General features: G+C 53.9%; 26 protein-coding genes. 11 read left to right on the top strand and 15 right to left on the bottom strand.

Going from position 1 to position 23,872, the window contains the following annotated elements; genetic code table 11:
- Nucleotides 1-66: 66 nt before the first annotated feature.
- Entirely contained in the window at nt 67-342 is a 276-nt protein-coding gene (locus tag QVF11_RS13980; protein ID WP_287857761.1) for a YdgH/BhsA/McbA family protein, read from the bottom strand.
- 341 nt (nt 343-683) lie between these two features.
- Here QVF11_RS13980 and rpsF point away from each other — a divergent pair, with 341 nt between their 5' ends.
- The 5 genes from rpsF (at nt 684) to QVF11_RS13955 (ending at nt 3,199) form a co-directional block, all read left to right on the top strand.
- Nucleotides 684-1,079 carry a 30S ribosomal protein S6 gene (rpsF, locus tag QVF11_RS13975; RefSeq protein WP_004098001.1) on the top strand — a complete coding sequence of 132 codons (396 nt, stop codon included), beginning with the start codon at nt 684-686 and terminating at the stop codon, nt 1,077-1,079.
- Nucleotides 1,080-1,084: 5 nt separating this feature from the next.
- Nucleotides 1,085-1,399 (top strand): primosomal replication protein N, encoded by a 315-nt coding sequence (gene priB / locus QVF11_RS13970; protein WP_110274451.1) that lies wholly within the window; start codon nt 1,085-1,087, stop codon nt 1,397-1,399.
- Nucleotides 1,400-1,403: 4 nt separating this feature from the next.
- Nucleotides 1,404-1,631 carry a 30S ribosomal protein S18 gene (gene rpsR, locus QVF11_RS13965; protein WP_002210155.1) on the top strand — a complete coding sequence of 76 codons (228 nt, stop codon included), beginning with the start codon at nt 1,404-1,406 and terminating at the stop codon, nt 1,629-1,631.
- Nucleotides 1,632-1,670: 39 nt separating this feature from the next.
- Entirely contained in the window at nt 1,671-2,120 is a 450-nt protein-coding gene (rplI, locus tag QVF11_RS13960; RefSeq protein WP_004098003.1) for a 50S ribosomal protein L9, read from the top strand.
- 146 nt (nt 2,121-2,266) lie between these two features.
- Nucleotides 2,267-3,199, top strand: a complete 933-nt coding sequence (locus QVF11_RS13955; protein ID WP_182235742.1) for a DMT family transporter — start codon at nt 2,267-2,269, stop codon at nt 3,197-3,199.
- A gap of 53 nt (nt 3,200-3,252) precedes the next feature.
- Here QVF11_RS13955 and QVF11_RS13950 read toward each other — a convergent pair whose 3' ends face one another.
- The 6 genes from QVF11_RS13950 to QVF11_RS13925 all read right to left on the bottom strand — a co-directional run bounded on the left by QVF11_RS13950 (nt 3,253) and on the right by QVF11_RS13925 (nt 10,725).
- Nucleotides 3,253-4,533, bottom strand: coding sequence for an MFS transporter (locus QVF11_RS13950; protein WP_112216190.1), 1,281 nt, complete (start codon nt 4,531-4,533; stop codon nt 3,253-3,255).
- Nucleotides 4,534-4,659: 126 nt separating this feature from the next.
- Nucleotides 4,660-6,744, bottom strand: coding sequence for an FAD-binding protein (locus QVF11_RS13945; RefSeq protein WP_287857552.1), 2,085 nt, complete (start codon nt 6,742-6,744; stop codon nt 4,660-4,662).
- Nucleotides 6,741-8,282, bottom strand: coding sequence for an acyl CoA:acetate/3-ketoacid CoA transferase (locus QVF11_RS13940; RefSeq protein WP_287857550.1), 1,542 nt, complete (start codon nt 8,280-8,282; stop codon nt 6,741-6,743). Before QVF11_RS13940 ends, QVF11_RS13945 begins: the two co-directional genes overlap by 4 nt.
- A 10-nt stretch (nt 8,283-8,292) precedes the next feature.
- Nucleotides 8,293-9,069 carry an enoyl-CoA hydratase/isomerase family protein gene (locus QVF11_RS13935; RefSeq protein ID WP_142514481.1) on the bottom strand — a complete coding sequence of 259 codons (777 nt, stop codon included), beginning with the start codon at nt 9,067-9,069 and terminating at the stop codon, nt 8,293-8,295.
- Between the two features lie 9 nt (nt 9,070-9,078).
- The gene (locus QVF11_RS13930; RefSeq protein WP_112216186.1) at nt 9,079-9,924 is read right to left on the bottom strand and encodes a sugar phosphate isomerase/epimerase family protein; all 846 of its coding nucleotides are present in this window, start codon (nt 9,922-9,924) and stop codon (nt 9,079-9,081) included.
- 9 nt (nt 9,925-9,933) lie between these two features.
- The gene (locus QVF11_RS13925) at nt 9,934-10,725 is read right to left on the bottom strand and encodes a 3-ketoacyl-ACP reductase (protein WP_287857547.1); all 792 of its coding nucleotides are present in this window, start codon (nt 10,723-10,725) and stop codon (nt 9,934-9,936) included.
- A 209-nt stretch (nt 10,726-10,934) separates the two neighbouring features.
- Between QVF11_RS13925 and QVF11_RS13920 the strand changes: the two genes are divergently transcribed.
- Entirely contained in the window at nt 10,935-11,585 is a 651-nt protein-coding gene (locus tag QVF11_RS13920) for a TetR/AcrR family transcriptional regulator (RefSeq protein WP_112216184.1), read from the top strand.
- Here the strand turns inward: QVF11_RS13920 and QVF11_RS13915 are convergent.
- A complete protein-coding gene (locus tag QVF11_RS13915) occupies nt 11,569-12,231 on the bottom strand; it encodes a LysM-like peptidoglycan-binding domain-containing protein (protein ID WP_287857545.1) in 663 nt (220 codons plus the stop codon). The two genes, QVF11_RS13920 and QVF11_RS13915, sit on opposite strands and share 17 nt — an antisense overlap.
- A gap of 268 nt (nt 12,232-12,499) precedes the next feature.
- On the opposite strand from QVF11_RS13915, the gene fklB reads away from it, so the two are divergent.
- Together fklB and cycA are read left to right on the top strand one after the other, a co-directional pair.
- Nucleotides 12,500-13,120, top strand: coding sequence for an FKBP-type peptidyl-prolyl cis-trans isomerase (fklB, locus tag QVF11_RS13910; RefSeq protein WP_004109064.1), 621 nt, complete (start codon nt 12,500-12,502; stop codon nt 13,118-13,120).
- A gap of 297 nt (nt 13,121-13,417) precedes the next feature.
- Nucleotides 13,418-14,821 carry a D-serine/D-alanine/glycine transporter gene (gene cycA / locus QVF11_RS13905; protein WP_112216180.1) on the top strand — a complete coding sequence of 468 codons (1,404 nt, stop codon included), beginning with the start codon at nt 13,418-13,420 and terminating at the stop codon, nt 14,819-14,821.
- Between the two features lie 115 nt (nt 14,822-14,936).
- Here the strand turns inward: cycA and ytfE are convergent, their stop codons facing one another.
- The 4 genes from ytfE to QVF11_RS13885 all read right to left on the bottom strand — a co-directional run bounded on the left by ytfE (nt 14,937) and on the right by QVF11_RS13885 (nt 18,482).
- The gene (ytfE, locus tag QVF11_RS13900) at nt 14,937-15,599 is read right to left on the bottom strand and encodes an iron-sulfur cluster repair protein YtfE (RefSeq protein ID WP_287857542.1); all 663 of its coding nucleotides are present in this window, start codon (nt 15,597-15,599) and stop codon (nt 14,937-14,939) included.
- 82 nt (nt 15,600-15,681) lie between these two features.
- Nucleotides 15,682-16,653, bottom strand: a complete 972-nt coding sequence (locus QVF11_RS13895; protein WP_287857540.1) for a DMT family transporter — start codon at nt 16,651-16,653, stop codon at nt 15,682-15,684.
- Between the two features lie 75 nt (nt 16,654-16,728).
- Nucleotides 16,729-17,553 carry an AraC family transcriptional regulator gene (locus tag QVF11_RS13890; protein ID WP_287857538.1) on the bottom strand — a complete coding sequence of 275 codons (825 nt, stop codon included), beginning with the start codon at nt 17,551-17,553 and terminating at the stop codon, nt 16,729-16,731.
- Nucleotides 17,554-17,633: 80 nt separating this feature from the next.
- A complete protein-coding gene (locus QVF11_RS13885) occupies nt 17,634-18,482 on the bottom strand; it encodes an SDR family oxidoreductase (RefSeq protein ID WP_287857536.1) in 849 nt (282 codons plus the stop codon).
- 90 nt (nt 18,483-18,572) lie between these two features.
- On the opposite strand from QVF11_RS13885, the gene QVF11_RS13880 reads away from it, so the two are divergent.
- Entirely contained in the window at nt 18,573-18,950 is a 378-nt protein-coding gene (locus tag QVF11_RS13880; protein WP_112216241.1) for a winged helix-turn-helix transcriptional regulator, read from the top strand.
- 28 nt (nt 18,951-18,978) lie between these two features.
- On the opposite strand, the gene QVF11_RS13875 is transcribed toward QVF11_RS13880, so the two are convergent.
- On the bottom strand, nt 18,979-20,922 hold the full coding sequence (locus QVF11_RS13875) for a bifunctional 2',3'-cyclic-nucleotide 2'-phosphodiesterase/3'-nucleotidase (RefSeq protein ID WP_287857533.1): 1,944 nt from the start codon (nt 20,920-20,922) through the stop codon (nt 18,979-18,981).
- Between the two features lie 191 nt (nt 20,923-21,113).
- Between QVF11_RS13875 and cysQ the strand changes: the two genes are divergently transcribed.
- On the top strand, nt 21,114-21,857 hold the full coding sequence (cysQ, locus tag QVF11_RS13870) for a 3'(2'),5'-bisphosphate nucleotidase CysQ (protein WP_112216174.1): 744 nt from the start codon (nt 21,114-21,116) through the stop codon (nt 21,855-21,857).
- Here cysQ and QVF11_RS13865 read toward each other — a convergent pair.
- The gene (locus QVF11_RS13865; protein WP_287857530.1) at nt 21,847-22,404 is read right to left on the bottom strand and encodes a YtfJ family protein; all 558 of its coding nucleotides are present in this window, start codon (nt 22,402-22,404) and stop codon (nt 21,847-21,849) included. The genes cysQ and QVF11_RS13865 overlap by 11 nt on opposite strands.
- Nucleotides 22,405-22,725: 321 nt before the next feature.
- Here QVF11_RS13865 and QVF11_RS13860 point away from each other — a divergent pair, with 321 nt between their 5' ends.
- A complete protein-coding gene (locus tag QVF11_RS13860) occupies nt 22,726-22,932 on the top strand; it encodes a DUF1107 domain-containing protein (RefSeq protein WP_112216172.1) in 207 nt (68 codons plus the stop codon).
- A 66-nt stretch (nt 22,933-22,998) separates the two neighbouring features.
- Here the strand turns inward: QVF11_RS13860 and araC are convergent, their stop codons facing one another.
- On the bottom strand, nt 22,999-23,871 hold the full coding sequence (araC, locus tag QVF11_RS13855; RefSeq protein WP_287857941.1) for an arabinose operon transcriptional regulator AraC: 873 nt from the start codon (nt 23,869-23,871) through the stop codon (nt 22,999-23,001).
- Nucleotide 23,872: the final 1 nt, after the last annotated feature.

The raw sequence follows: 23,872 nt of genomic DNA, 5'->3' as shown, positions 1-23,872 counted from the left end.
CGAAATAATGCGCAATCGCATTAAGACTTCGCCCCGCAGTGGAGGCGAAGTCAAAAAGACGGGGAGTTAGCGGTAAATAGCTGCACTGGCATGAATCAGGCCATTGCTCCCTGGCTCATGGAGCAGGATCGGCTGAAAATATTTCGCTCCCTCGGCATCGCTCTGCTGGCTAAGCGCCCGATCGGCTTCTTGCTCAGTGGCCATGTTATGGTTGATATAGATAACGCCAAGGCTCTGCACATCGTCCATGTTGCGTGCCTGACGCCCATCGATTTTGATGGCTGCCAGCGCGTTGGCGCTCAGCAAAAACGCAGCCATCATGGTGATGAGGATATATTTCATACTCTACGCTCCTTACTGACAGTCCTGACGTTAACCCGGTTCCTTTAGGGTTATGGATTGCTGCTGATCTAAGTGTAATTGCTGTCTGCCGGGCGTATCGCGACCATTTCTGATGCAGTTGTTCAAAAAATTGTCGCATCCGTCATTGATGAATTTTAAATCACTGGTTTAGCGTGACTTTGCGCTTAGTGCGAATTATCTACGCAATTCACTTGTCTTAAACCGCTTACGCACGTATTATGACGCGTCAATTTTTCAGCCGCCCTTTAATCACGTTCCTTGCCTCCATGGGCCGCGGCTGACCCAGACAGGAGGCTGAATAATCCGTAAGGAGCAATTCGATGCGTCATTACGAAATCGTTTTTATGGTCCATCCTGACCAGAGCGAACAGGTTCCGGGTATGATCGAACGTTACACTGGTGCAATCACTGCAGCAGAAGGTACGATCCACCGTCTGGAAGACTGGGGCCGCCGTCAGCTGGCTTATCCGATCAACAAACTGCACAAAGCTCACTACGTTCTGCTGAACGTTGAAGCCCCGCAGGAAGCGATCGATGAGCTGGAAACTAACTTCCGCTTCAACGACGCCGTTATCCGCAGCATGGTGATGCGTACTAAGCACGCAGTTACCGAAGCATCTCCGATGGTTAAAGCGAAAGACGAGCGCCGTGAGCGTCGCGAAGATTTCGCAAACGAAACCGCAGATGATTCCGAAGCTGGGGATTCTGAAGAGTAATCCTGATGACCAATCGTCTGGAACTGTCCGGCATAATCTGCAGGACTCCACTTCGTAAGGTCAGCCCATCAGGAATTCCACACTGCCAGTTCGTGCTTGAGCATCGTTCAGTGCAGGAGGAAGCCGGTTTTCACCGGCAGGCATGGTGCCAAATGCCCGTTATTATTAGCGGACACGAAAACCAAGCCATTACTCACAGTATAACGGTCGGTAGCGCAGTAATCGTTCGAGGGTTCATTTCTTGCCACAAGGCAAAGAACGGCTTGAGCAAAATGGTTCTGCATGCCGAGCAGATTGAATTGATAGATTCTGGAGACTAGCCATATGGCACGTTATTTCCGTCGTCGCAAGTTCTGCCGTTTCACCGCGGAAGGCGTTGTTGAGATCGATTACAAAGACATCGCAACGTTGAAAAACTACATTACCGAAAGCGGTAAAATTGTCCCGAGCCGTATCACCGGTACTCGTGCAAAATACCAGCGCCAGCTGGCTCGCTGCATCAAGCGCGCTCGCTACTTGTCCCTGCTGCCGTATACCGATCGTCATCAGTAATCGGCCGCTGTCTATTAACGACTTTAAGAGGATAAGGTAATGCAAGTTATTCTGCTTGATAAAGTAGCAAACCTGGGTAGCCTGGGTGATCAGGTTAATGTTAAAGCGGGCTATGCTCGTAACTTCCTGGTACCACAGGGTAAAGCTGTTCCTGCTACCAAGAAAAACGTTGAATTCTTCGAAGCACGCCGTGCTGAACTGGAAGCCAAACTGGCAGAAGTTCTGGGTGCTGCTAACGCACGTGCTGAAGCAATCAACGCACTGGGCACTGTTACCATCGCGTCTAAATCTGGCGACGAAGGTAAACTGTTCGGTTCCATCGGTACCCGCGACATCGCTGACGCTGTAACTGCAGCTGGCGTTGCCGTAGCTAAGAGCGAAGTTCGTCTGCCGAACGGCGTTCTGCGCACCACCGGTGAGCACGAAGTGGACTTCCAGGTTCACAGCGAAGTTTTCGCTAAACTGGTTGTTAACGTTGTAGCTGAGTAATTTTTTACTCAACTCGCGTCGAAACGCCGGCCTTGTGCCGGCGTTTTGCTTTTCTACCTTTGCCCAATCTTTTCCCTGTATGGTAGCTATTCTTAGCAACTTTCTGGATAATAAAATAAAACACTATTTTATTTCTGGTGAAGTGAATGGATGCACCCTCAATTTTTTCCCGTAAGAATGTAGCCTATGCCTGTGCAACCCTCTGCTGCCTGCTGTGGGGAAGTGCCTACCCTGCGATTAAAAGCGGTTATGAACTATTTCAGATTGCCACTGATGATATAGCGTCAAAGATAGTTTTTGCTGGCTACCGTTTTTTATTTGCGGGTATGCTCTTGCTGCTCTTCGCCCTGCTACAGCATAAACCTATCAGTCGCCTGAAGGGCCGCCAGTATGGACAGCTGGTGGTGCTGGGGCTGACGCAAACCTCCATCCAGTATATTTTTTTCTATATTGGATTAGCGTTTACCACCGGCGTCAAAGGGTCGATTATGAATGCCACCGGTACCTTCTTCAGCGTACTGCTGGCGCATTTTATCTACCAAAATGACAAGCTAAGCTACAACAAAACGCTCGGCTGTATTCTTGGTTTTACTGGTGTGCTGCTGGTGAACTTTAACCACTCGCTAAGCGACTTTAGTTTTATCTGGCTGGGTGATGGCTTTGTGGTGCTGGCGGCTTTTGTTCTGTCGGCGGCGACGCTTTACGGTAAACGCATTTCGCAGACGGTAGACCCAACGGTGATGACCGGCTGGCAGTTGTCTTTTGGTGGTATTGCCCTGCTAGTTGGCGGCTATCTGAGCGGAGGAACACTTGCCGTACATGGCACTGCATCCGTGTTGATTCTGGGCTATTTGACGCTCCTCTCTTCAGTCGCTTTCGCGCTATGGAGCATCTTACTCAAGCATAATCGCGTGGGCATGATCGCGCCGTTTAACTTTCTGATCCCCGTTTCCGGCACGGTCCTGTCGGCTATTTTCCTTGGCGAAAATATCTGGGACTGGAAATACGTTGTTGCGTTGGTACTGGTGTGTACCGGGATCTGGTGGGTGAATAAGGCGAGTAAAAGCCAGGCACGGTAAGATAAACAGGCACTATAAACAAGGTTATAGTGCCTGGCCCTCATTAAGAAGCGTTAGTTGGTCGCCAACTGCATCTCTTCAGTTGTTACCGTTGGTTCTTTAATTAATACCCATAGCGCGATTGCGCCGATAATATCAAAGAACGCCAGAGCAACGAAGAAAGGGGCGAAACCAATGATGCTGACGAAAGCGCCGATAAATAGGTTAAACAGCAATTGTCCTGACCATGCACATGCGCCGGCCATTCCCACAACGGTAGCGACCTCGTCTTTTTTAAATAAATCTGCGCCCAATGTTGCCGCCACCGTGGACAGCAGCTGGTGAGAAAAGGCACCAATACTGATGAGAACCACTGCGATGTAAGGGTTGTCAACAATACTGACTAACCCAATTGTCATCATAATGATGGCGGCGATAGTGAACGTAATACGACGAGAGTTGATCAGGCTAATACCCCTGTCATTAAAGAACTTCGCTACAAAACCGCTTGCCAGACAACCTAAATCACCTAAAAGAAATGGCAGCCAGACGAACATAGCTATCTCTTTTAAGCTGAAATGCAGCGTTTCAACGAAGAATATCGGTACCCAGAAATTAATTGTCCCCCACGCCGGGTCTGCCAGGAAACGCGCAATGCCAATTCCCCAGAAATTACGTTGCTTAAGAATTGAGATAACTGAAGCTCTCTCCTTTTTTTCCGAGCTAAGATGTTTTTCTTGCCCGGATTCAATATAGTCGCGTTCTTCCTGAGATAATCCTTTGGCGTCTTTTGGATCTTTATAGAAAATGAACCAGAAGATAGCGGCAAATAAAGCCATGGCTCCTGAGACAATAAAGGCAAATTGCCAGCTATGGAACATGATGCACCAGGCGATAAGCGGCGGTGCGAGCATTGCCCCCAGAGATGTCCCCATGTTGAAGACGCCAGTGGCAATACCGCGTTCTTTTGCCGGAAACCATGTGGAAGCTGTTTTGACGCCTGCGGGAATTGCTGAGGCTTCGCTGAAACCCATGATGCTGCGCATAAATGCCAGACCTTGCCATGTCCCGGTCAGAGCATGTCCCATCGTTGCCAGACCCCAGATAGCGGCGCAGATGGCAAAACTAATTTTTAATCCTACGGTATCAATGAAAAATCCCATAATGGGTTGGCCAAGCGTATAAGCCAGTTGGAAAGCGCTGACAACCCAGGAATATTGCTCTTTGGTAATCCCTGTTGTTTCCATTATTGTGGGAGCGGCAATGCCTAATGCTGTACGGTCTAGATAATTTATCACGGTAATAAAGCATACGAGTGCAATCATATGCCATCTATAATTTTTAATTTTCTTCATGGGCAGACCTTTATAATAGATATATATTTTGACTCCCTGGTGTTGATTCACTCACCAGGGAAGGTCAGGCTTGTCACAGAGCTGTTTTTATATATTGGCCGTAGGGCGCGGTGGTGTGTTAAATATCTACTTAGAACTGTTTCTTAAATAGATTTTACCGCAAAGAAAGTCTGGCCATTTTTTTTCAAAATAATTATTTTTAATATCGTAAAGGCTCCTTAGTTTTTTATCAGCAATAATCCATTTGTTTTGATGATATTTGATCGTGATTTTACACTCTTTATCATGGCTTTTTTCGGGGCGGAAGCGCCAGGCTTCTACCGCGCCCTGGCGAGCGACCGGCAAGCATTCTCCGTTGGCATCCAGAATCATTCTTGCGCCCCGGCTTCCCCCGCCAGCCGTGACGTAATGGTCCAATGCGGTGAGAACCGCCGTCGACGTCAGCGCCAGCTGCCGCCACATAAAGAGTTCCGCGATTTCGGCCGGGTGATTGATGGTCAGTCCATGCTGCTGGATGAACTCCAGTAATAACAGTGCATCGCGGCATGCATGACCAACATCTTCGGCCCGGCAAATAAAACCGGCGGAATCGGACATGCGCGTCTGAATCTGCTTTTTGACCGTGAGCAGCGACATCCCGGATGAGTTCGCCAGCGCCTGGCCAATGACTTCCCTGACCGCTGCGATCGGTGCGCTTGCCAGCGCCGTTACATCGCCTGTAGAGCCGTGTTTGCCTGCTTCGGCAATATAGCGCGCCAGCCGCACGGCAAAGACCTGTCCGGCGTTGAGCGCCGCGCCGCCGGGGCGAGTGACGCCGTGGGTTCCGGCGACTTCACCTACCGCAAAGCAGCCGGGCAGCGACGTTTGCCCCCAGATGTCGACCTCAATACCACCATTCATATGCTGGTTATTCATGGCGAACTGCAATGGCTCTTGCGCCAGGTCGTGACCGTGCATTTTATACAGGGCGATCGATAGCGGGTTCATTTGTCGCAAGCGTTCAATCGGCAGCGCCGCCAGCGCGTCGTTGTTCTCCAGATAAGCCCGCACGTCGTCGTCAAGCCGCTCCAGTGAGAAAGGGTGATCGCCCGGCACCGCTTCAGGATTGCGGTTAAAATCCATATAGACTTTGCGGCCTAACTGCTGCTCATGCGCCACCGCCATATCTAACAGGCTGGAGCCAAAGTCCATCACTCTGGTCGCATGGAACGGCCATTGATATCCCTTGCGGAAGATATTGGATGCCAGTTCCTGCGTGGTGCGGTAGTAGTCAGCGAGAAAGTTATGTTCGCCGCCGTCGCTATCGACCGAATAGATATAGGGGATCACCTGCACGTAGGTGCCGGATAAATTCCATGGAAAGGCGCTACGCGGCGTGCCGATGCCGAACTGGCTTTCGGTCAGGTTGGCGAGCGTGAGTCCCTCTTCCAGCGCCAGCCCCAGCGAACCGAAGCATTTATTGGGGTAGACGCTGTCGCGGTAAAGCTCTCCGGGACCGCCGGTCGCCAGCACGACATTGGGGGCGATCACCAGCGCCAGTCCCCACGGATTATGGGCGCGGGAGCCGGTTACCATAATCGCCCCGACAACGCGTTCGCTACCTGAGTCATCGCGCTGGCGTAGCAGCTTGATAATCGTCGCACTGCTCAGCAGCGGGATACTCAGCCGCTGCACTTCTTCCAGCAGAACCTTCACCATCAGACGCGAAGTTCGTGGGCCGCAGGAGGTGGCACGCCCGGCTTCATCGTGGTCGGTTTGATAGCGCAGGATCGCGCCATAGCGATCTTCCGGTAGCTCCAGGCCCAGGAACTGGAGTCCGCCCAGGGTGTGCAACGAACCCACCGCTTCCACATAGGCGGTATCGTGATCCATGGCGCCGCCGCTGGCCAGTGCATCGGCCAGCTTGAGGAAACTATCGCCGTTGCCTGCGGTAGCGGCGGTAAACAGCGTCTGTTTATCCGAACCCGAGCAGGCGGAGGTTCCCATATATAATCCGGCGGTGGCTAACAGCACGTTTTGCTGGCGGCGTTTCAGCTCAACGGCAGCGCGTAGCCCCGCAGCGCCGCTACCGACCACCAGCGCATCGGCGTTCCATACCGGGTAGTTGACGTTATCAAGCGTCAGTATGGAATTCGGCTCTGCCTGAGTGAATCCCTTAGGAAAAGAGACATGGGTCAGGGCATCAAGGATATCGTCATCGATCTGGCTCATGCTTCCTCCATCTCGCTAAACAGCGTGCTGTCCATCAGGCGCGGCTGGTTGATCAATGGGCGGAAAGCCATATACGGCAGAATGTCGCGCTCAATATCGACGCCAGGGGCTACCTCGATTAACTCAACGCCCGCCTCCGTTAACTGAAATACCGCGCGTTCCGTGATATACAGCACTTCCTGCCCGCTCTGGCGGGCGTAGCTGGCGCTGAAAGTGATCTTTTCCACCGCGGTAACCAGCTTCGGGATCTGCCCTGGTTGCTCGATTCGTAGGCCGTCTGGCGTGACGTTGACCTTGCTGCCTTTAGCATCGAAAGTGCCGCAGAACACCACTTTGCGGGCGTTTTGCGCGATTTCCAGAAAGCCGCCGGGGCCGATCAGATTGCCGTTGAGATGCGACACATTTACGTTGCCCTGCTGGTCCATCTCGCCCATGCCGAGGAAAGTAATGTCGATACCGCCGCCGCTGTAAAACTCGAACTGGTCCAGCGAAGGAATAATGGCATCGGCATTGCGTGCGCAGCCAAACAGCGCATCGTCCAGCATCATGCCGTTATGTACCCCTTGTTCCACGCTAAGCCACAAGCTCTCATAAGGTACGCCTTCTCGCAGGGCGATGCCGGGAATGCCGCCGGGAATACCGAAGCCGAAGTTGGTGGATGCGCCAGCCACCAGCTCGCGGGCGGCGCGGCGGGCGATCAGGCGGCGCACCGGGTGGCTGACCAGCTCTATTGCATCGCTGGAGCAGAGGCGGCGATGCTGGCCGCTGATTGTCAGATCGTAGCCGCCGAGGTAGGTCTGCGGCTGTTCGCGATACTCCACGATACCATCGACCAGAATCCCCGGTAGGGTGACGCTACGCGGGGCAATTGCGCCCGCCTCCAGCACATCGCGTACCTGAACGAACACCTTGCCGTCGCTATTGTGCGCCGCCAGCGCCATCGAGTAGCTATCCATATTGATCGCTTCCTCTTCAAGACTGACGTTGCCGCGCGGATCGGCGTAGGTGCCGCGCACAATGGCGTAATCCACCTTAAACGGGCGGTAGCGCAGTTTCGTTTCGCCATCGATCTCAATCAGTTCGACCAGATCGTCAGTGGTGCTGGCGTTGGACTTTCCGCCACCATGGCGCGGATCGACAAACGATCCCAGCCCCACGTGGGTAATAAGTCCCGGCCGACCAGCGCCGATTTCCCGCAGTAGCGCCTGAATCACGCCGCCAGGAAAACAGTAAGCTTCAATCTCTTCGTTTTTCACCAGCGCCTGCATTTTGGGTGACCAGGTGAAATGTCCGGCGATAATCCGCTTGAGCATCCCTGCATGGGCGAAGCGGTTGGTGCCTTTGCTATCGCGATCGCCAATACCCAGAGAGTGGATCAGCGTCAGGTCACGCGGGTTCCCGGTTTCCAGAAAACGTTTTTCAATGGCGGCCAGTAAATAGTCGGCTTCGACCATACCGCCGCCGTTGCCGCTAATAGCAATAGTGGCACCATTTTTAATCTGCGCGGCGACAGCGTCGGCGGTTGTGATTTTATTCATCATCCTTTCCTTATTGATTCTGGAAACTCACCTGGCTTTTATTGGCAAAAGCCTGCGTCGCCTGCTGGCAGTCCTGGGTAGCGGACATTAATCCAGCCAGCAGTTGGTGCGAGTAGTCGGCATGTTTATTTTCCAGCGCCAGAATGAGCTGCTTAATATGCGCCAGGGCGACCGGGCCGCATTTCTCTACTGCACTAAGCTGATTCGCAAGCCAGCTCTCCGCTGCCTCTTTTTCCACGATTTCATTTATCAGCCCTGCGTATTGCGCTTCCTGGGCGTTAAGACGTTGACCCAGCATCAGCATCTGGCGGCCAACCACCGGGCCGACCTGATTCAGCACCCGTTCGATTCCCAGCCAGCCGGGGACCATGCCGAGCATCACTTCCGGGGTGGAGAATTTTGCCGTCGGGCGGGCGATGCGAATATCGCAGCTCAGCGCCAGTTCAATGCCGCCGCCGATGGTGTGACCGTTAATATTCGCCACGGTAAGCTGTGGTAAATTGCGCAGGCGGGAAAAAACCTCGTTGCCGCGCTTAATCCATTTTCGGCCCATATCCAGCGGTGAATAAGCGGACCAGGATTTAATATCACCGCCCGCGCAGAAAAATTTATCCCCGGTGGCGGTTAATTCCACCAGGCGCAGCGAGGTGTCATTTTCAATTTCGTTTAAATAGCGATCGAGTAATTCGATCATTTCTTCGTTAATCGCGTGGCATTTATCTTCGCGGTTCAGCGTCAGGCGGCAGGAAGCTGCCGCTCTGCTAAACAGAACGGGTTGTTCATTCATGATTCATCCTTAGCAATAATGCGCGATGCGGTCGACACTAATATCCAGGGTGCTGTTGATATCCTTTTGCCACCAGTTGTGCGGTGAGAAAATCTCTAATTCCACTGCGCCGTTAAAACCAGCGTTTTCCACCAGCCGACGAATCGACGGGATATTAATCACGCCATCGCCCGGCATGCCCCGGTCGTTGACCAGATCGGTGGTGGGAACCAGCCAGTCTGAGACGTGAAAGGCCAGAATGCGTTTTCCCGCTCGCAGGATCTGATTCGCCAGATCCGGATCCCACCAGACGTGGTAAACATCCACCGCCACGCCCAGCCCGTATTCGCCGTCGGGATCGAGTTCATCGCACCAGTCCAGCGCCTGGCGCAGGGTGCACAGGCAGGAGCGGTCGGCGGCGGTCATCGGGTGCAGTGGCTCCAGGGCGATAGGCACGTCGACTTCCCTTGAATGCGGCAATAGCTGGCGAATGCCGTACTTCACCTGCTCCCGCGCCTCGTATAAATCTTTGCTCCCCTGCGGTAGTCCGCCCACCACCTGCATATAGCAGGCGGCATTCAGGGTTGCGGCATCGTCCAGAGCTCGGCGGTTGTCATCAATGGCGATCTTACGTTCTGACAGCGTCGGCGCGGTGTAGTACGTGCTGCGGCAGTATCCGGACACCGCCATATTGTTCGCCTTTAACTGCCGGGCGATGTCCGCTAAATTTTCGCCAGCAAGCTCTCTTCGCCACGGCGCAATCGCGCCAATCCCGCGCTCGGCGCAGGCATCAATGATGGCGGGCAGCGGCGTTTTGTAGCCGAGCGTCGCGGTATTGATGCTAAACAGGTCGGGGCGTTGCAACAGATCTCTCATGGTTCAACCTCAGAAGCGCAGCATGCTCAGGCCGCCGTCGATAGCCACGGCCTGCCCACAGGTGTAGATAAGCTTGCCTTCTGCCATCGCGCGTACGGTTGAGGCGATATCTGCCGGAAAACCCCAGCGGCCCCACGGTACCAGCCCTTTGGCAATCAGTTCGTCGTAGTAAGCGGTAGCTGGAATGGTCATCTCGGTTTTAATCAGGCCAGGACGCACTTCATAAACGCCGATTTGCTCCTCGCACAGGCGAGCGGCAAACAGACGAGCTGCAGCGGAGACGGCGGTTTTGGCCATCGTGTATTCGCCGCGATTCATTGCCAGCATGATGGCGTTAATCGAACTGACGAAAATAATCGAACGGTGCGGGAGTTCATTCTCTGGTTTCGGCTGCGTCAGCAGGCGCTTGCTGAATGACTGAGCGAGGAAGAAGGGCGCGCGAGTATTGACGGCAATATTTTCGTCGAAGCTGTCCGGCTGCATGTCGAGGATATCGCCGCGTTTTTTAACCGAAATCCCGGCATTGTTCAGCAGGCAATCGAGTCGGCCCCACTGGTTTTGCGCGGCATCGAGCATCTCTTCGTGTTGCGACAGGTCGGCAATATCCGCCGGAAAGCAGATAACCTCCGCCCCTTCGGCGATGCACTCCTGGCGGGTGATTTCCAGCTTTTCAATGCTTTCAGCGTCCGGGCGGTCGTTGATTAAAAGATTGAATCCTGCGCGGGCCAGCTCAAGCGCGCAGCCTTTGCCAATGCCGCGAGCGGCTCCGGTGATAACGGCGACGGATTTATTCGATCTCATTTGTAACCTCACAGTGAATAGGTGTTGTCCCTGGTGGCATCAAAATGCCTTTGGAACAGCAAAAGATCAACCATCTAGTTGGTTGGTTTGTGAGGGTGATCACCGGATTCTTGATAACTTACTGAATTTTATTGTTTTTATGCTTTTTTCTGGAGCTGGTGAAAAATATCGCTATGATAGGCACCGCGAAGGGTGAATGGGGAACCGGAATGTATCTTGATACCAGCAATGCACAAAGCCTGAAAGAAAAGCTTCTTTTAAGCGCAGTCAATGAATTTGCCGAATATGGTTATGAAGGGGCCAGGGTTGATAATATTGTCAAAGCGGCAGATTGCAGTAAACAAACTGTGTATCACCACTTCGGCAATAAAGAGAATTTGTTTATCGAAGTTCTGGAATATATCTGGAACGATATTCGCCAGAAAGAGAAAAATCTCGATGTATCAGGCCTTTCCCCAGATAAGGCGATTGAGAAAATTATTGATTTTACATGGGATTACTACATCGAAAATCCCTGGTTTCTCAAGATTGTTCATAGTGAAAACCAAAGCAAAGGGGTTCATTATGCTAAATCAACGCGCCTGCCGGAAATTAACCACTCGCACCTGCAATTGATGGCTTCGCTGCTTGATGAAGGAAAGCGGCAAAATATCTTTAAGGCCGATATTGATCCTCTTCAGGTCAATATCAGTATTGCCGCCCTTGGCGGGTATTACTTAATTAACCAGCATACGTTAGGGCTGGTTTATCACATCAGCATGGTCTCGCCTCAGGCTCTGGAAGTCAGGCGTCGAGTCATCAAAGAAACCATCCTGAGCTGGCTTCTCATAACGCCTGGTTCCCTTATCGGGCGCGAATAAAGCTGCCGTTCGCCTGGCGGGTAAACAGCACCTGCTGGCCGCCGCCGGTATCGATAGTCAGCCCGGTGACTACGCCGTTGGCGTTCTGGCGGATTTGAACCGTCTGCCCGGTTTGCAGTGAACTCAGTGGCTTACCTGAGCCTTCTACCTGCGCCATGGCGTAAACGTCGGTCGGCGGCAGGTTATGGTCGCGGAACAGCTGCGCAAGGGTTTTACCTGCTTCAATACGATAGGTTCGCCATTGCTGCTCTATACCGGGAGTTGACTGCTGCTCCTGGTACGGCTGAGATGCAGTCTGCTGTGGTGCCTGGTCCGGTTGCTCATCCTGAATCGGCTCCGGCGCGACCGGCGCAACCTGATCGGCATCGTTGACCGGCGGCGTGTTGGTGATCGGCGGCAGAGGAACGGCCTGATTGCCTGAAGACTGCGGCTGCGACTGGGATTGCAGGTCGAGATTTGCCTCGCGGCTGGCCTGAGTCGGGCCACTGTTATCCTCGGAAGGGAGCAGAACGCCGATAATCACCAGCAGGGCCCCGGCAATAATGCCCCGGCGGTGCATCGGCGGTAACGGATCCATGATGCGAAAACGATCCGGGGCATGCCAGATCTTCGCCAGGGTAGATGTCAGTTCAAAACGCCCGGGCATGGCTTTCCTCCTGCTCCGCATATTTATATCCTGCTCTCTCTAGAGTATAGATGGCTAACTTCCTGAAGGACGAGACAAAGATATCTTTCGTGAGGTTAACCCGATATCTCTATTGTTTCTGTTTCCCTTAGATTTGTCATCATCCAGGCGACAAAGTTTTACCCGTCGTGCTGTGGCTGATATGCTGCCCACCTCTTTTCTCTGCTCCTTGTCTTTCGGATTTTGAAAGCCTGGAAATATGAGAGTCCCCTCGAAAAAAGGAACAAAGATGGCAACCCCGACTTTTGACACGATCGAAGCACAGGCAAGTTACGGTATCGGCTTGCAGGTAGGACAACAGCTGAGCGAATCTGGCCTGCAGGGGCTGCTGCCGGAAGCGCTGGTCGCCGGTATTGCTGACGCGCTGGAAGGTAAACAGCCGCAGGTGCCGGTAGAAGCCGTTCACCGCGCGCTGCGTGAAATCCACGAACGCGCCGACGCGGTGCGTCGCGAGCGTTTCCAGGAAATGGCCGCGGATGGCGAGAAATATCTGGAAGAAAACCGCGAGCGTGAAGGCGTCAACAGCACCGAATCCGGTCTGCAGTTCCGCGTTCTGACTCAGGGCGAAGGTCCGATCCCGGCGCGTACTGACCGCGTTCGCGTTCACTACACCGGTAAACTGATCGACGGCACGGTCTTTGATAGCTCCGTTGCGCGCGGTGAACCGGCTGAATTCCCGGTAACCGGCGTTATCGGCGGCTGGATCGAAGCGCTGACCCTGATGCCGGTCGGTTCTAAATGGGAACTGACCATTCCGCACAACCTGGCCTACGGCGAGCGTGGCGCGGGCGCATCCATTCCTCCGTTCAGCACCCTGATTTTTGAAGTTGAACTGCTGGATATAATCTAAACAGCAGGGGCTTCCTCTCCCGTGTGGGGGAGGGGGCGCTTTAAATAGTGTAAAACCCTTAAGTTGAGCGTTTATTGGAGCTTTGTATTGCATATCCGCTTGATGAGTGTATTTTTGTGAGCTGTTTTGCGTGACCGGAGTGATATAACACTCACTTTAAACATAAAATTAACATTATCTCTAAATCATAGTATTCATCCCTCCGATTCTTACCTAATATCGATAAACCCCTCGTTCCGGGGTAAGGGCCAAATAGAGCCCGAACAACACAGACAGGTACAACAGGAAAAACATCAAATGGTAGATCAGGTCAAAGTCGCTGCCGATGAACAGGCGCCGACTGAACAATCGCTGCGGCGAAATCTCACTAACCGGCATATTCAGCTTATTGCTATCGGTGGTGCGATAGGCACCGGGCTGTTTATGGGCTCCGGCAAAACCATTAGCCTTGCCGGGCCGTCAATTATTTTTGTTTATATGATAATCGGCTTCATGCTGTTCTTCGTCATGCGCGCCATGGGTGAATTACTGCTGTCGAATCTCGAATATAAGTCGTTTAGCGACTTTGCTGCCGACCTGCTGGGGCCGTGGGCAGGCTATTTTACCGGCTGGACCTACTGGTTCTGCTGGGTAGTCACCGGCATGGCGGACGTGGTGGCGATCACCGCTTACGCCCAGTTCTGGTTCCCGGGGCTTTCTGATTGGGTCGCCTCGCTGGCGGTTATTCTGCTGCTGCTGGGCCTTAACCTTGCTACCGTGAAGATGTTCGGCGAGATGGAGTTCTGGTTTGCGATGATCAAGATCGTCGCCATCGTGGCGCTGATTGTCGTTGGCCTGGTGATGGTGCTGATGCACTTCCAGTCACCGACCGGCGTTGAAGCCTCTTTCGCTCATTTGTGGAATGACGGCGGCTGGTTCCCGAAAGGCATCAGCGGGTTCTTTGCTGGCTTCCAGATAGCGGTCTTCGCTTTCGTGGGTATCGAGCTGGTGGGTACCACCGCAGCGGAAACCAAAGATCCGGAAAAATCCCTGCCGCGGGCGATTAACTCGATTCCGATTCGTATCATTATGTTCTACGTTTTCGCGCTGATCGTGATTATGTCCGTGACGCCGTGGAGCTCAGTCGTGCCGTCGAAGAGCCCGTTCGTTGAGCTGTTCGTCCTGGTTGGGCTTCCAGCAGCAGCGAGCCTGATTAACTTCGTGGTGCTGACTTCTGCGGCTTCTTCAGCTAACAGCGGCGTGTTCTCAACCAGCCGTATGCTGTTCGGCCTGGCGCAGGACGGGCAGGCTCCGAAAATGTTCGCCAAGCTGTCAAAGCGTGCGGTACCGGCGAAAGGCCTGACCTTCTCCTGTATGTGCCTGCTGGGCGGCGTGGTCATGCTGATGGTCAATCCAAGCGTGATTGCAGCCTTCACCATGATTACCACGGTTTCAGCGATCCTGTTTATGTTCGTCTGGACGATTATTCTGTGCTCGTATCTGGCCTATCGCAGAAAGCGTCCACAGCTGCATGAGCAGTCGAAATATAAGATGCCGCTGGGCAAAGTGATGTGCTGGGTGTGTATGGCATTCTTCGTCTTTGTGCTGGTGCTGCTGACGCTGGAAGCCGATACGCGTGAAGCGCTGATGGTGACCCCGCTGTGGTTTGTACTGCTGGGGGCAGGCTGGCTGTTTGCCGGTAAAAAGCGTCTGGCGAAATAAAAAAATCTTCGGGAGCGGTTTTTAACGTTGCTTGCAACGGCCCGTCGTAAAAAAGGCCACCCGGAGTGGCCAATAAGACTGACAATGTCGAGGGCGCCTGCGGGCGCCTTTTTATTTACTTTCCTGCGAGGGCACGCGGGAACAGCACATTGTTTTCCAGACTGATGTGTTCCATCAGGTCATCAATGAGTTCGTTAATGCCGTTGTACATCGCCCTCCAGGTGGTGCAGGCTTCCGGCGGCGGCGTCACGTTATGGGTGATGTGTTTAATCACTTCCAGCAGCTCACCCGCTTCATCATGCTCGCTTTCCATGACGCTGATAGGGCCACCAGCTTGCGTTCCCATGCCCTGTTTGATCATCGGGAACAGAATCTGCTCCTCTTTCATCATATGGCTGGAAAGCTCCTGGTGCAGCATGGTCAGGTACTTGGTTAAGCCTTTCGGAACGTTAGGCTTGTCGGCGTGAACGCGTTCAACTTTGGTGGCCTGTAAAATCAGCTCCGGCAGCTGTTCGCGGTGCCTGTCGTGGTAGCGGACAATGATGTGATCGATGATTTCGGCATAGGGCGCAACGCGCCAGTCGCGCTCTACCGGCTCTTCCGCCAGTTTCGTCAGCTCGGCTTCAATCACCGCGACGTCCAGCTCTTTGCGCGATGCCGCGCGATCTAGCGTCTGTTTGCCGCCGCAGCAGTAGTCCATATCGTATTTACGGAACAGCGCGGAGGCGCGCGGGATCGTCAGCGCCAGCTCGCCTAATGGTTGGTCACGGAAAGCCATAGCAGTTACCTCGTCATCAAGAATATAAGTTGTATTTTAAATGCATCTTATTGGCAAGGGAATACCCCTTTAGGGTACCAGGCTATTTTTTCTCGCTGACCAGCTCTTGTAACGCAGGTTTTTCCGGGCGGGCGCGAACGGCGGACACCACGCCGAGCACCAGCAGCAGGATACCGCTGAAAGTCATAATCGGCGGCAGACTCTGGCGCAAAATAAAGGTATACAGCAGGCCAGCAAGGGTTTCGAAGACAATCAGCGGCCCAAGGATCACTGTCGGTAAGCGCTGGCTGGCTACGTTCCAGCACCATGCGCCGACCCATGAGCAGAAGATGGCTATCGCCAGCATCAAGGTGATAAACACCGCAGGGCGCGGGCCGAAGGGGAGCGGAAAGTCCGTATACTGACCGTGTAGCCACCAGCAGGCGATAAGGTATCCAGCCAGCGACACCGGCAGGGTTACCAGCGCCTGCGCGGTGGCCCACATCATCGGCGGTTTATCGGGGTTTTCCCGCAGCCAGCGGGCGTTGCGCAGGGCATACCAGGCCCAACAGACCACGGAAATGCAGGCCAGACCAACGCCGGAGCCGTAGCGCCAGGGGCTGAAATCAGGCAGACCCTGACGCAGTTCGGCGATATTGACGCACGCCAGGCCGACGGCAATGCAAATCAGCGCCGGGAACAGGCGTCGCCACGGTAGCTTACCGTCGCGCTGGCTATAGAGCAGATTAGCAAAGACCGGCAGCACCACGGGCAGCGTACCGATAATCATCGTTGAGACCGGCGCGCCAGTGCGCTGAATCGCGCTGGCCAGGCAGACGTAATAAATTAAGTTGCCCATCATGGTCAGCCCCAGCGCCGTCCACCAGTCTTTCCCGGAGAGCTGGCGCAACCGCGCGCGGCCCAGCCAGGCCAGCGGCAGGGCAATTAGCCCCAGCGCCAGATAGCGTCCCATCGACTGCAATACAGCCGGATATTCCGGCACCAGCAAAGGGCCAACGAAAATCAGCCCCCACATCAATCCCGCCAGCAGGGCGTACAGCACACCACTAATCATCACGCCTTCCATTACATTTTCTGTTGGCGACAGTGTAGGCGAGGCCAAAGCGGGAATATTGTATGAGGTTGCGCATTAGCGCGGGAGAACCTGCTTTTGGTAACGCACTGGCGTAATGCCGTAGCGGCGGGTAAAAGCGCGGGTCAGGTGCGACTGGTCGGTTAATCCGGCGGCGAGGGCGACATCGGCAGCGGGCATGCCGTGGGTGAGAAAAGCTTTGGCGCGCCACAGGCGAATCGCCATCAGCATCTGGTGCGGCGTAACGTGGAAGTGGGCCTTAAACTGGCGCTGGAAATGATACGGGCTGAGCGCCGCCACCTGCGCCAGCTCATCCAGGGTAACTGTGCGCATATAGTTGTCGTGCAGATATTCGCGTACGCGCTCAAAGCGGTGAGCAGCCTCGGGCAATAGAGCGGTGTGGTGGGCGAACGGACGGAAGGTGTCGATTAAATCCAGCAGCAGACCCTGCTGCGCCAGCGGATCGTCGGTGTGCCACAGGCCGTAGATCAAATTGCCAATTTGCCGGGAGCGCAGCGGGTCCTGGCGCACCACGTCGCTGAACCACCAGTGGCGCACGCCGGTCACCTCTTCCAGCATATCCGGATCGAGATATATCATTCGATAACGCCAGCCATCGGCGGTTTCCGCCTCTCCGGTATGCAGTTCATCGGGGTTCATGGTCACGATGGAGTTGACCGACGCCAAGTGCTGGCTGCCGCGATAGCGAAAACGCTCGGCACCGAACTCTATCGCGCCAATACCAAAGGCTTCATGGGTGTGTGGTTCAAAGGCATAGCGGGAGATATGGGCATGGTACAGTTCGACGCCGGGCACCTGCGCCAGGTGGCGAAAGCGCGCGCTGTCTTTTTCATCATTGAACTGTTCTGGTACGCCTTGCATGTAATCACTCCCGACGGACATCCTTTCATTATTGAGGATGGCCCGCCGGGATGCTACAAAAATTAACCAGTATGTAACAGTTACAGAATGCCTTTGACGCTCTCAACAAACGTAGTGGTAGGGCGGCCAATCAGTGCGCTCAGGGTGCGGCTGTCGTCAAACAGGCCGCCTTTTGATGCGCCAACATCAGAGTCGGCCAGCATATCAGCCAGACCAGCAGGCAGGCCGACGCCTTTCAGCGCAGCGGCGAAGTCGGCTTCGCTGAGGTTTTGATACACGACATTTTTACCGCTTTGTTTGCTCAGCTCCGCAGCAAGTTCGCTCAGAGTCCACGCCTCATCGCCCGCCAGCTCATACACTTTTCCAGCATGGCCCTCTTCGGCGATAACGCGAGCGGCCGCGGCGGCGTAATCAGCGCGGGTGGCGGAGGCGATTTTGCCGTTACCGGCGGCGCCGATAAACACGCCATGCTCAATCGATGGCGGCGCGCTGGCGAGGTAGTTTTCGGTGTACCAGCCGTTGCGCAGCAGGGCATACGCAATGCCGGAGTCAGCGAGCATTTTCTCGGTGGCGACATGTTCATCTGCCAGCCCCAGCGGGGATGTATCGGCGTGCAACAGGCTGGTATACGCGATAAATTTCACGCCAGCGGCCTTGGCGGCGTTAATGACGTTGCGATGCTGGACGGCGCGCTGGCCCACTTCGCTCGATGAGATCAGCAGCAGTTTGTCGACGTTCTGCAGGGCGGCGGTCAGCGCGGCTTCATCGCTGTAGTCGCCCTGACGAACCACTACGCCTCGTTGGCTCAGAGATTCGGCTTTGGCAGGATTACGCACAATGGCGACAATCTGCCCGGCAGGAACGGTGTTTAACAGGTTTTCCAGGACGTGTTGGCCAAGCTGGCCGGTAGCACCAGTGATTGCGATCATGGGTCTTCTCCTTCGTGTTCATGAGTAGTTGTGGTAAGCTAACACCTTAACTAACTTTTAGTAAGTACGCACAAAAAGGTAAGTATGAATATGGCGAATCTGACGTTGAGTGAGCAGTTACGCAACGGCAACCTGTTTGCCGAACAGTGCCCTTCACGCGAAGTGCTCAAGCATGTGACCAGCCGCTGGGGCGTACTGATTCTGGTGGCCCTGCGTGATGGCACCCATCGGTTTAGCGACCTGCGCCGCAAGATAGGCGGCGTGAGCGAAAAGATGTTGGCCCAGTCGCTGCAGGCGCTGGAGCTGGATGGGTTTATCGATCGCGTGTCCTATCCGGTGGTGCCGCCACACGTAGAATATAGTCTGACTCCGCTCGGCGAGCAGGTGAGTGAGAAGGTGGCGGAACTGGCTGACTGGATAGAACTAAATCTGCCCGCGGTTCTGGCGAACCACGAGCAGGTAGCGTGAGCCGGGAGAGTTCCCGGCGAGCACGGGATTACTTACTCAAATCCAGCTGATAAATGGCGAAACCAATCTCGTCGGTCGCCACCTGGTGCATCGGATACTGTGCTTTCTCTTTAATAAACGCGGCGGCTTTGTCACCTGGTGAAGTCTCAAAGCGAATATCCAGCGGTACGGTGCTGTTGATAGGCGCGAGACGCCAGTTGTTATCTGCCGCCGGATGGATCTCGCCGTTTTTCTTCGACTCCGCGCCAATCCACGCCGCCAGCACCGAGCGGTTCTCATCCGGTGAAGCGAAAGCAATATGATCTTCACCAGTTCCCTGGAATTTACCGCCGTAGGCGCGGTAGTTGTTGGTCGCAACGAGGAAAGTGGCGCTCGGGTCAATCGGCTTGCCGTTAAAGGTCAGGTTTTTAATGCGTTCGGCCTGCGGATTAACGCTGTTACATTCGCCGTCGTAGCGCGCCGGTTGAGTGATATCAATCTGGTAGTTTACGCCGTCAATAACATCAAAGTTATAGGTGCGAAAGCCGTCCCAGTTAATTAAAGACTGCGGCTTGCTGCTGGTGGGGTCAATCTGATTGAACTGCCCGGCGGAGCACTCCAGCCACTCTTTGACCTCTTTGCCGCTGACCTTCATCACCACCAGGGTGTTGGGATACAGGTAAAGGTCGGCGGCGTTGCGGAAGGTGAGCTGGCCTTTTTCCACTTCAACAAAGCTGGCCGGGTCGTTTTTACGTCCGCCCACTTTAAACGGCGCGGCGGCGGAGAGCACCGGCAGCTTCGCCAGGTCCGGGTCGCCCTGAATATAGTGCTCGACGTAGGCTTTTTGCGCCATATTCACCACCTGTACGGTCGGGTCGTCCTGTACCAGCGCCAGGTAGCTATACATATTGTCCGAGGATTTACCAATCGGTTTACCGACAAACTCGCGAGTGGCGTCATGGTCGGCTTTAAGTACCGCCACCATGTTGCTGTCTTCCGCCGCCAGTGATTTTTTCGCGACCGAATCATAGATTGGACGCGCTTCGGCTTTCGCGCCGGTAACCTGCCATTTACCGGCGTCGTTATTCAGTACCAGATCGACCACCCCAAGATGATCACCCCACATGCCCGGCATGACCGCCGGAACGCCGTTCAGCGTACCTTTAGCGATATCCGCACCTTTAATGTTGGCAAAGTCTTTGCTTGGGAAGACGGCATGCGCGTGACCGAACATAATGGCATCCACGCCGGGAACCTGGCTTAAATAGTAAACCGAGTTTTCCGCCATGGCCTGATACGGATCGGCGGAGAGGCCGGAGTGGGCGATCACCACTATCACATCCGCGCCTTCCTCACGCATTTGTGGGACAAACTTGCGTGCGGTTTCGGTAATGTCGTTGACGGTCACTTTGCCGCTAAGGTTGGCTTTATCCCAGGTCATAATCTGCGGCGGTACGAAGCCGATGTAGCCAATACGTAGCGTTTGTGTTTTGCCGTCGCTATCCTGAACCTGAGTATCCTGAATCAGATAAGGCGTAAACATCGGTTTGCCGGTTTTGGTATCGATGATGTTGGCGTTAACGTAGGGGAATTTTGCGCCAGCCAGCGCTTTGTGCAGGAAATCGAGGCCGTAGTTAAATTCATGGTTGCCGAGGTTACCTACAACATAGTCCAGGGTATTCATCGCCTTGTAGACCGGATGAACGTCCCCGTCTTTCAATCCTTTCGCCGCCATATAGTCGCCCAGCGGGCTACCCTGAATGACGTCGCCGTTATCGACCAGTACGCTATTTTTGGCTTCCTGACGCGCTTTTTCAATCAGCGATGCGGTTCGTACCAGACCAAATTTTTCCGTTGCGCTGTCTTTGTAATAGTCAAAGTCCATCATATTACTGTGCAGATCGGTGGTTTCCATGATCCGTAAATCGACCGTTGCCGCATTTACGCTGGCGGCGATCAGCGTGGCCAGCAGCGTTGCGCTAAACTTAATCATCAGTGGCGTCCTTTTTTATGAGCAATGACACAGAAGAAAATGTATTTACATTCTGTTGCTTACAGAAATGTGAATCATGCCATAAAAGCGCTGAATGAAACCGCCAGCGTTATCACAGATAGCGGAACTTACTATGATGCGATATAAATAAAACAACGAGTTAACGCCACTGTAATCAGATGAGGTGGAGAATGTTAGAACAAGTATGTCAGCTTGCACGGACCGCAGGTGATGCCATCATGGAAGTGTACGATGGAAAACAGCCGATGGACGTTGCCAGCAAGAAGGACGATTCTCCGGTTACGGCAGCGGACATTGCGGCGCATAAAGTGATTATCAGCGGCCTACAGTCCCTGACTCCTGATATCCCGGTTCTGTCGGAAGAAGACCCGCCGGCCTGGGAGGTTCGTCAACACTGGCAGCGCTACTGGCTGGTGGATCCGCTGGACGGCACCAAAGAGTTTATCAAACGTAACGGCGAGTTTACCGTCAACATTGCTTTGATTGAAAACGGTAAACCGACGCTTGGCGTGGTCTATGCTCCGGTGATGAAGATGATGTACAGCGCGGAGAAGGGCAAAGCCTGGAAAGAAGAGTGTGGCGTGCGTAAGCAGATTCAGGTCCGCGATGCGCGCCCGCCGCTGGTGGTGATTAGCCGCTCCCACGGCAATGACCCGGAGCTGCAGGAGTATCTGGAGCAGCTTGGTGAACACCAGACCACCTCAATAGGTTCCTCGCTCAAGTTCTGCCTGGTGGCTGAAGGCCAGGCCCAGCTTTATCCGCGTTTCGGGCCGACCTGCACCTGGGACACCGCAGCGGGTCACGCTGTAGCCAGCGCTGCCGGGGCGCACGTTCACGACTGGCAGGGGCGCACTCTTGATTACACGCCGCGTGAATCGTTCCTCAACCCCGGCTTTCGAGTCTCTATTTACTGAGTAGTTTGTGCAGCAGGGCGACAACCTGCTGCACTTCCTCCTGAGTGAGCGCGCCGTCTTTGGCCCACTGCACGCGGCCGTCTTTATCCAGCACCACGATCGCGGAACTCTCTTCATTAAGCTGCCACGCTTTGCGCACCACACCGTTGCTATCGACAATAAACTGCGACCACGGATAGAGCTGCTTATTGCTCTCAATACTGCTGCGGACAAACATACTCGAACCGGGGATAGCATCGTCGGTATTGACGATGGTGGTGGTTTGATAGCGATCGTGCGGGAACTTCGCGCTTTTAATTGCTTCAATTAAGGTCGCATTTTTTTCTTTTGCCGAAGAGCGTCCGGCAATGTGCTGTACGACGCGCACTTTTCCTGCCAACTGGACGCTATTCCAGTTTTTATAACTAAACTTATCGTTATCCAGCACTAATTCTCCCCGGTCTGCCACGCCGACCGGCGCGACGCGCTGACCGTCGACAAAGTTATGCGCCGACGCCATCAACGGGAACAGGAGACATGAAACGGCCAGTAATCTACGTAGGGTCATGGTGTTTCCTTTTTTATCTTTGCAGGTGATCCGACCACTTGGTCTTGTTTAATCATAAGTGCGATCTATCGGCATTACCCGCAATGATGGTGCCAGTTTGCGGGTTAACGCACAAATTCGTCCAAAATCGGCGACTTATACTACCTTCATCGGATGCCTGAAACGAAAACTCTGAATTAATGTCATCAAAAGGTAAATAAACTTATACATACTGGGTATCACTCAGATTCTGGACTATAGTTTCAGGGCATTAAAATTTGCGCTCCCGGTACGTGGGCTAACTGTGGCACCACAAGAGCGTAACCCTGGCAGGAGACAACAATGAAAATTTTCCAACGCTACAACCCGCTACAAGTAGCGAAGTACGTGAAGATCCTGTTCCGTGGACGTTTGTACATCAAGGATGTTGGCGCTTTTGAGTTCGATAAGGGCAAAATCCTTATCCCGAAGGTTAGGGACAAGCTGCATTTGTCAGTGATGTCTGAAGTCAACCGTCAGGTTATGCGTCTGCAGACAGAGATGGCTTAACCTGAAAAGTAGTATGGCTACACGGTAAAAGGCGGCTCCCAACGGGAGCCGTTGATGTTTCTGTCTCTACTCTTTCATTTCCGCATAGCGTTTACGGTATTCGCCCGGCGGAATGCCGTTATGCTTGCGAAAAATTCGCGTGAAATAAACCGGGTCCCCGTAACCTACTGACAGCGCGATTTTATTAAGTGGCAGCGAAGTACTCTGGATCAGCCACTTAGCGCGGTTGATACGCTGGGTCTCGCGCCAGGCATATACCGTTTGCCCCAGCTCATTTTTGAACAGATGCGCCAGCCGCGACGGGGAGATAAAAACCATCGCCGCCAGAGTCTCAATCTTAACCTCCTGCGCGATATGCTCGTTGAGGTAATCGCATACGGCGTTAATGCGCGGATCGTGTGCATGGCGATTGCTGATCGGCTGTAGTTGAAAACAGCTGAGGATCAGGCGCTCCAGCGCGTTCATCGCCAGCGCTTCTGAGAGTGGGGCAGACGCCGAGTGATGACGGATGACCTCATAGAAAAGATCGCGCAGATTTTGCAACTGCTCAGGATCGTTAACCGTTGTCTTGCCGATACCGTGGGTAGTTCGATCCCATTTCAGCCAGTCTATCCAATAGGGCCGGGGGATAAAGTAAATCCATAAATGATCCCAGTACTCGCTGTGTTCGTCCCGCCCATAATGGTGAGCCACGCCGGGCGGGAACAGCAAAAGATCGTTTTCACGGAACAGAAGGGAACCATCGCCCGCTTTAGCGCGCGCCTGGCCTCGCAGAGTCAGATTGATGATGTAACCTTTCATTCCCTGCGGGCGGTTAATGTAGTAATCCAGCTTTGACCCACGGGTAATCGGCGTAAAGCCCGCGACGACCCAGGCGTTGAAGGTAAAGGTCTTCATCAAGGGTGAGAAATTGAGTAACTCGTTGATATCCAGCTCCATC

Source organism: Klebsiella sp., from assembly GCF_027492335.1.
GTDB classification, from domain to species: Bacteria; Pseudomonadota; Gammaproteobacteria; order Enterobacterales; family Enterobacteriaceae; genus Klebsiella; species Klebsiella huaxiensis.
Note: the sequence above shows the minus strand (reverse complement) of the source record. Positions and strands in the feature narration are given on the sequence as shown.

Bases quoted from the DNA above. Each gene is read 5' to 3' on its own strand.
- ytfE (WP_287857542.1), bottom strand. From the start codon at position 15,599: ATGGCTTTCCGTGACCAACCATTAGGCGAGCTGGCGCTGACGATCCCG.
- cycA (WP_112216180.1), top strand. From the start codon at position 13,418: ATGGTAGATCAGGTCAAAGTCGCTGCCGATGAACAGGCGCCGACTGAA.
- QVF11_RS13950 (WP_112216190.1), bottom strand. From the start codon at position 4,533: ATGAAGAAAATTAAAAATTATAGATGGCATATGATTGCACTCGTATGC.
- QVF11_RS13880 (WP_112216241.1), top strand. From the start codon at position 18,573: ATGGCGAATCTGACGTTGAGTGAGCAGTTACGCAACGGCAACCTGTTT.
- QVF11_RS13935 (WP_142514481.1), bottom strand. From the start codon at position 9,069: ATGAATGAACAACCCGTTCTGTTTAGCAGAGCGGCAGCTTCCTGCCGC.
- QVF11_RS13925 (WP_287857547.1), bottom strand. From the start codon at position 10,725: ATGAGATCGAATAAATCCGTCGCCGTTATCACCGGAGCCGCTCGCGGC.
- QVF11_RS13980 (WP_287857761.1), bottom strand. From the start codon at position 342: ATGAAATATATCCTCATCACCATGATGGCTGCGTTTTTGCTGAGCGCC.
- rplI (WP_004098003.1), top strand. From the start codon at position 1,671: ATGCAAGTTATTCTGCTTGATAAAGTAGCAAACCTGGGTAGCCTGGGT.
- QVF11_RS13920 (WP_112216184.1), top strand. From the start codon at position 10,935: ATGTATCTTGATACCAGCAATGCACAAAGCCTGAAAGAAAAGCTTCTT.
- rpsR (WP_002210155.1), top strand. From the start codon at position 1,404: ATGGCACGTTATTTCCGTCGTCGCAAGTTCTGCCGTTTCACCGCGGAA.
- QVF11_RS13890 (WP_287857538.1), bottom strand. From the start codon at position 17,553: ATGCAAGGCGTACCAGAACAGTTCAATGATGAAAAAGACAGCGCGCGC.
- fklB (WP_004109064.1), top strand. From the start codon at position 12,500: ATGGCAACCCCGACTTTTGACACGATCGAAGCACAGGCAAGTTACGGT.
- QVF11_RS13955 (WP_182235742.1), top strand. From the start codon at position 2,267: ATGGATGCACCCTCAATTTTTTCCCGTAAGAATGTAGCCTATGCCTGT.
- QVF11_RS13860 (WP_112216172.1), top strand. From the start codon at position 22,726: ATGAAAATTTTCCAACGCTACAACCCGCTACAAGTAGCGAAGTACGTG.
- QVF11_RS13930 (WP_112216186.1), bottom strand. From the start codon at position 9,924: ATGAGAGATCTGTTGCAACGCCCCGACCTGTTTAGCATCAATACCGCG.
- QVF11_RS13945 (WP_287857552.1), bottom strand. From the start codon at position 6,744: ATGAGCCAGATCGATGACGATATCCTTGATGCCCTGACCCATGTCTCT.
- QVF11_RS13875 (WP_287857533.1), bottom strand. From the start codon at position 20,922: ATGATTAAGTTTAGCGCAACGCTGCTGGCCACGCTGATCGCCGCCAGC.
- QVF11_RS13895 (WP_287857540.1), bottom strand. From the start codon at position 16,653: ATGATTAGTGGTGTGCTGTACGCCCTGCTGGCGGGATTGATGTGGGGG.
- QVF11_RS13865 (WP_287857530.1), bottom strand. From the start codon at position 22,404: ATGACCCTACGTAGATTACTGGCCGTTTCATGTCTCCTGTTCCCGTTG.
- QVF11_RS13915 (WP_287857545.1), bottom strand. From the start codon at position 12,231: ATGCCCGGGCGTTTTGAACTGACATCTACCCTGGCGAAGATCTGGCAT.
- QVF11_RS13885 (WP_287857536.1), bottom strand. From the start codon at position 18,482: ATGATCGCAATCACTGGTGCTACCGGCCAGCTTGGCCAACACGTCCTG.
- araC (WP_287857941.1), bottom strand. From the start codon at position 23,871: ATGGAGCTGGATATCAACGAGTTACTCAATTTCTCACCCTTGATGAAG.
- rpsF (WP_004098001.1), top strand. From the start codon at position 684: ATGCGTCATTACGAAATCGTTTTTATGGTCCATCCTGACCAGAGCGAA.
- QVF11_RS13940 (WP_287857550.1), bottom strand. From the start codon at position 8,282: ATGAATAAAATCACAACCGCCGACGCTGTCGCCGCGCAGATTAAAAAT.
- cysQ (WP_112216174.1), top strand. From the start codon at position 21,114: ATGTTAGAACAAGTATGTCAGCTTGCACGGACCGCAGGTGATGCCATC.
- priB (WP_110274451.1), top strand. From the start codon at position 1,085: ATGACCAATCGTCTGGAACTGTCCGGCATAATCTGCAGGACTCCACTT.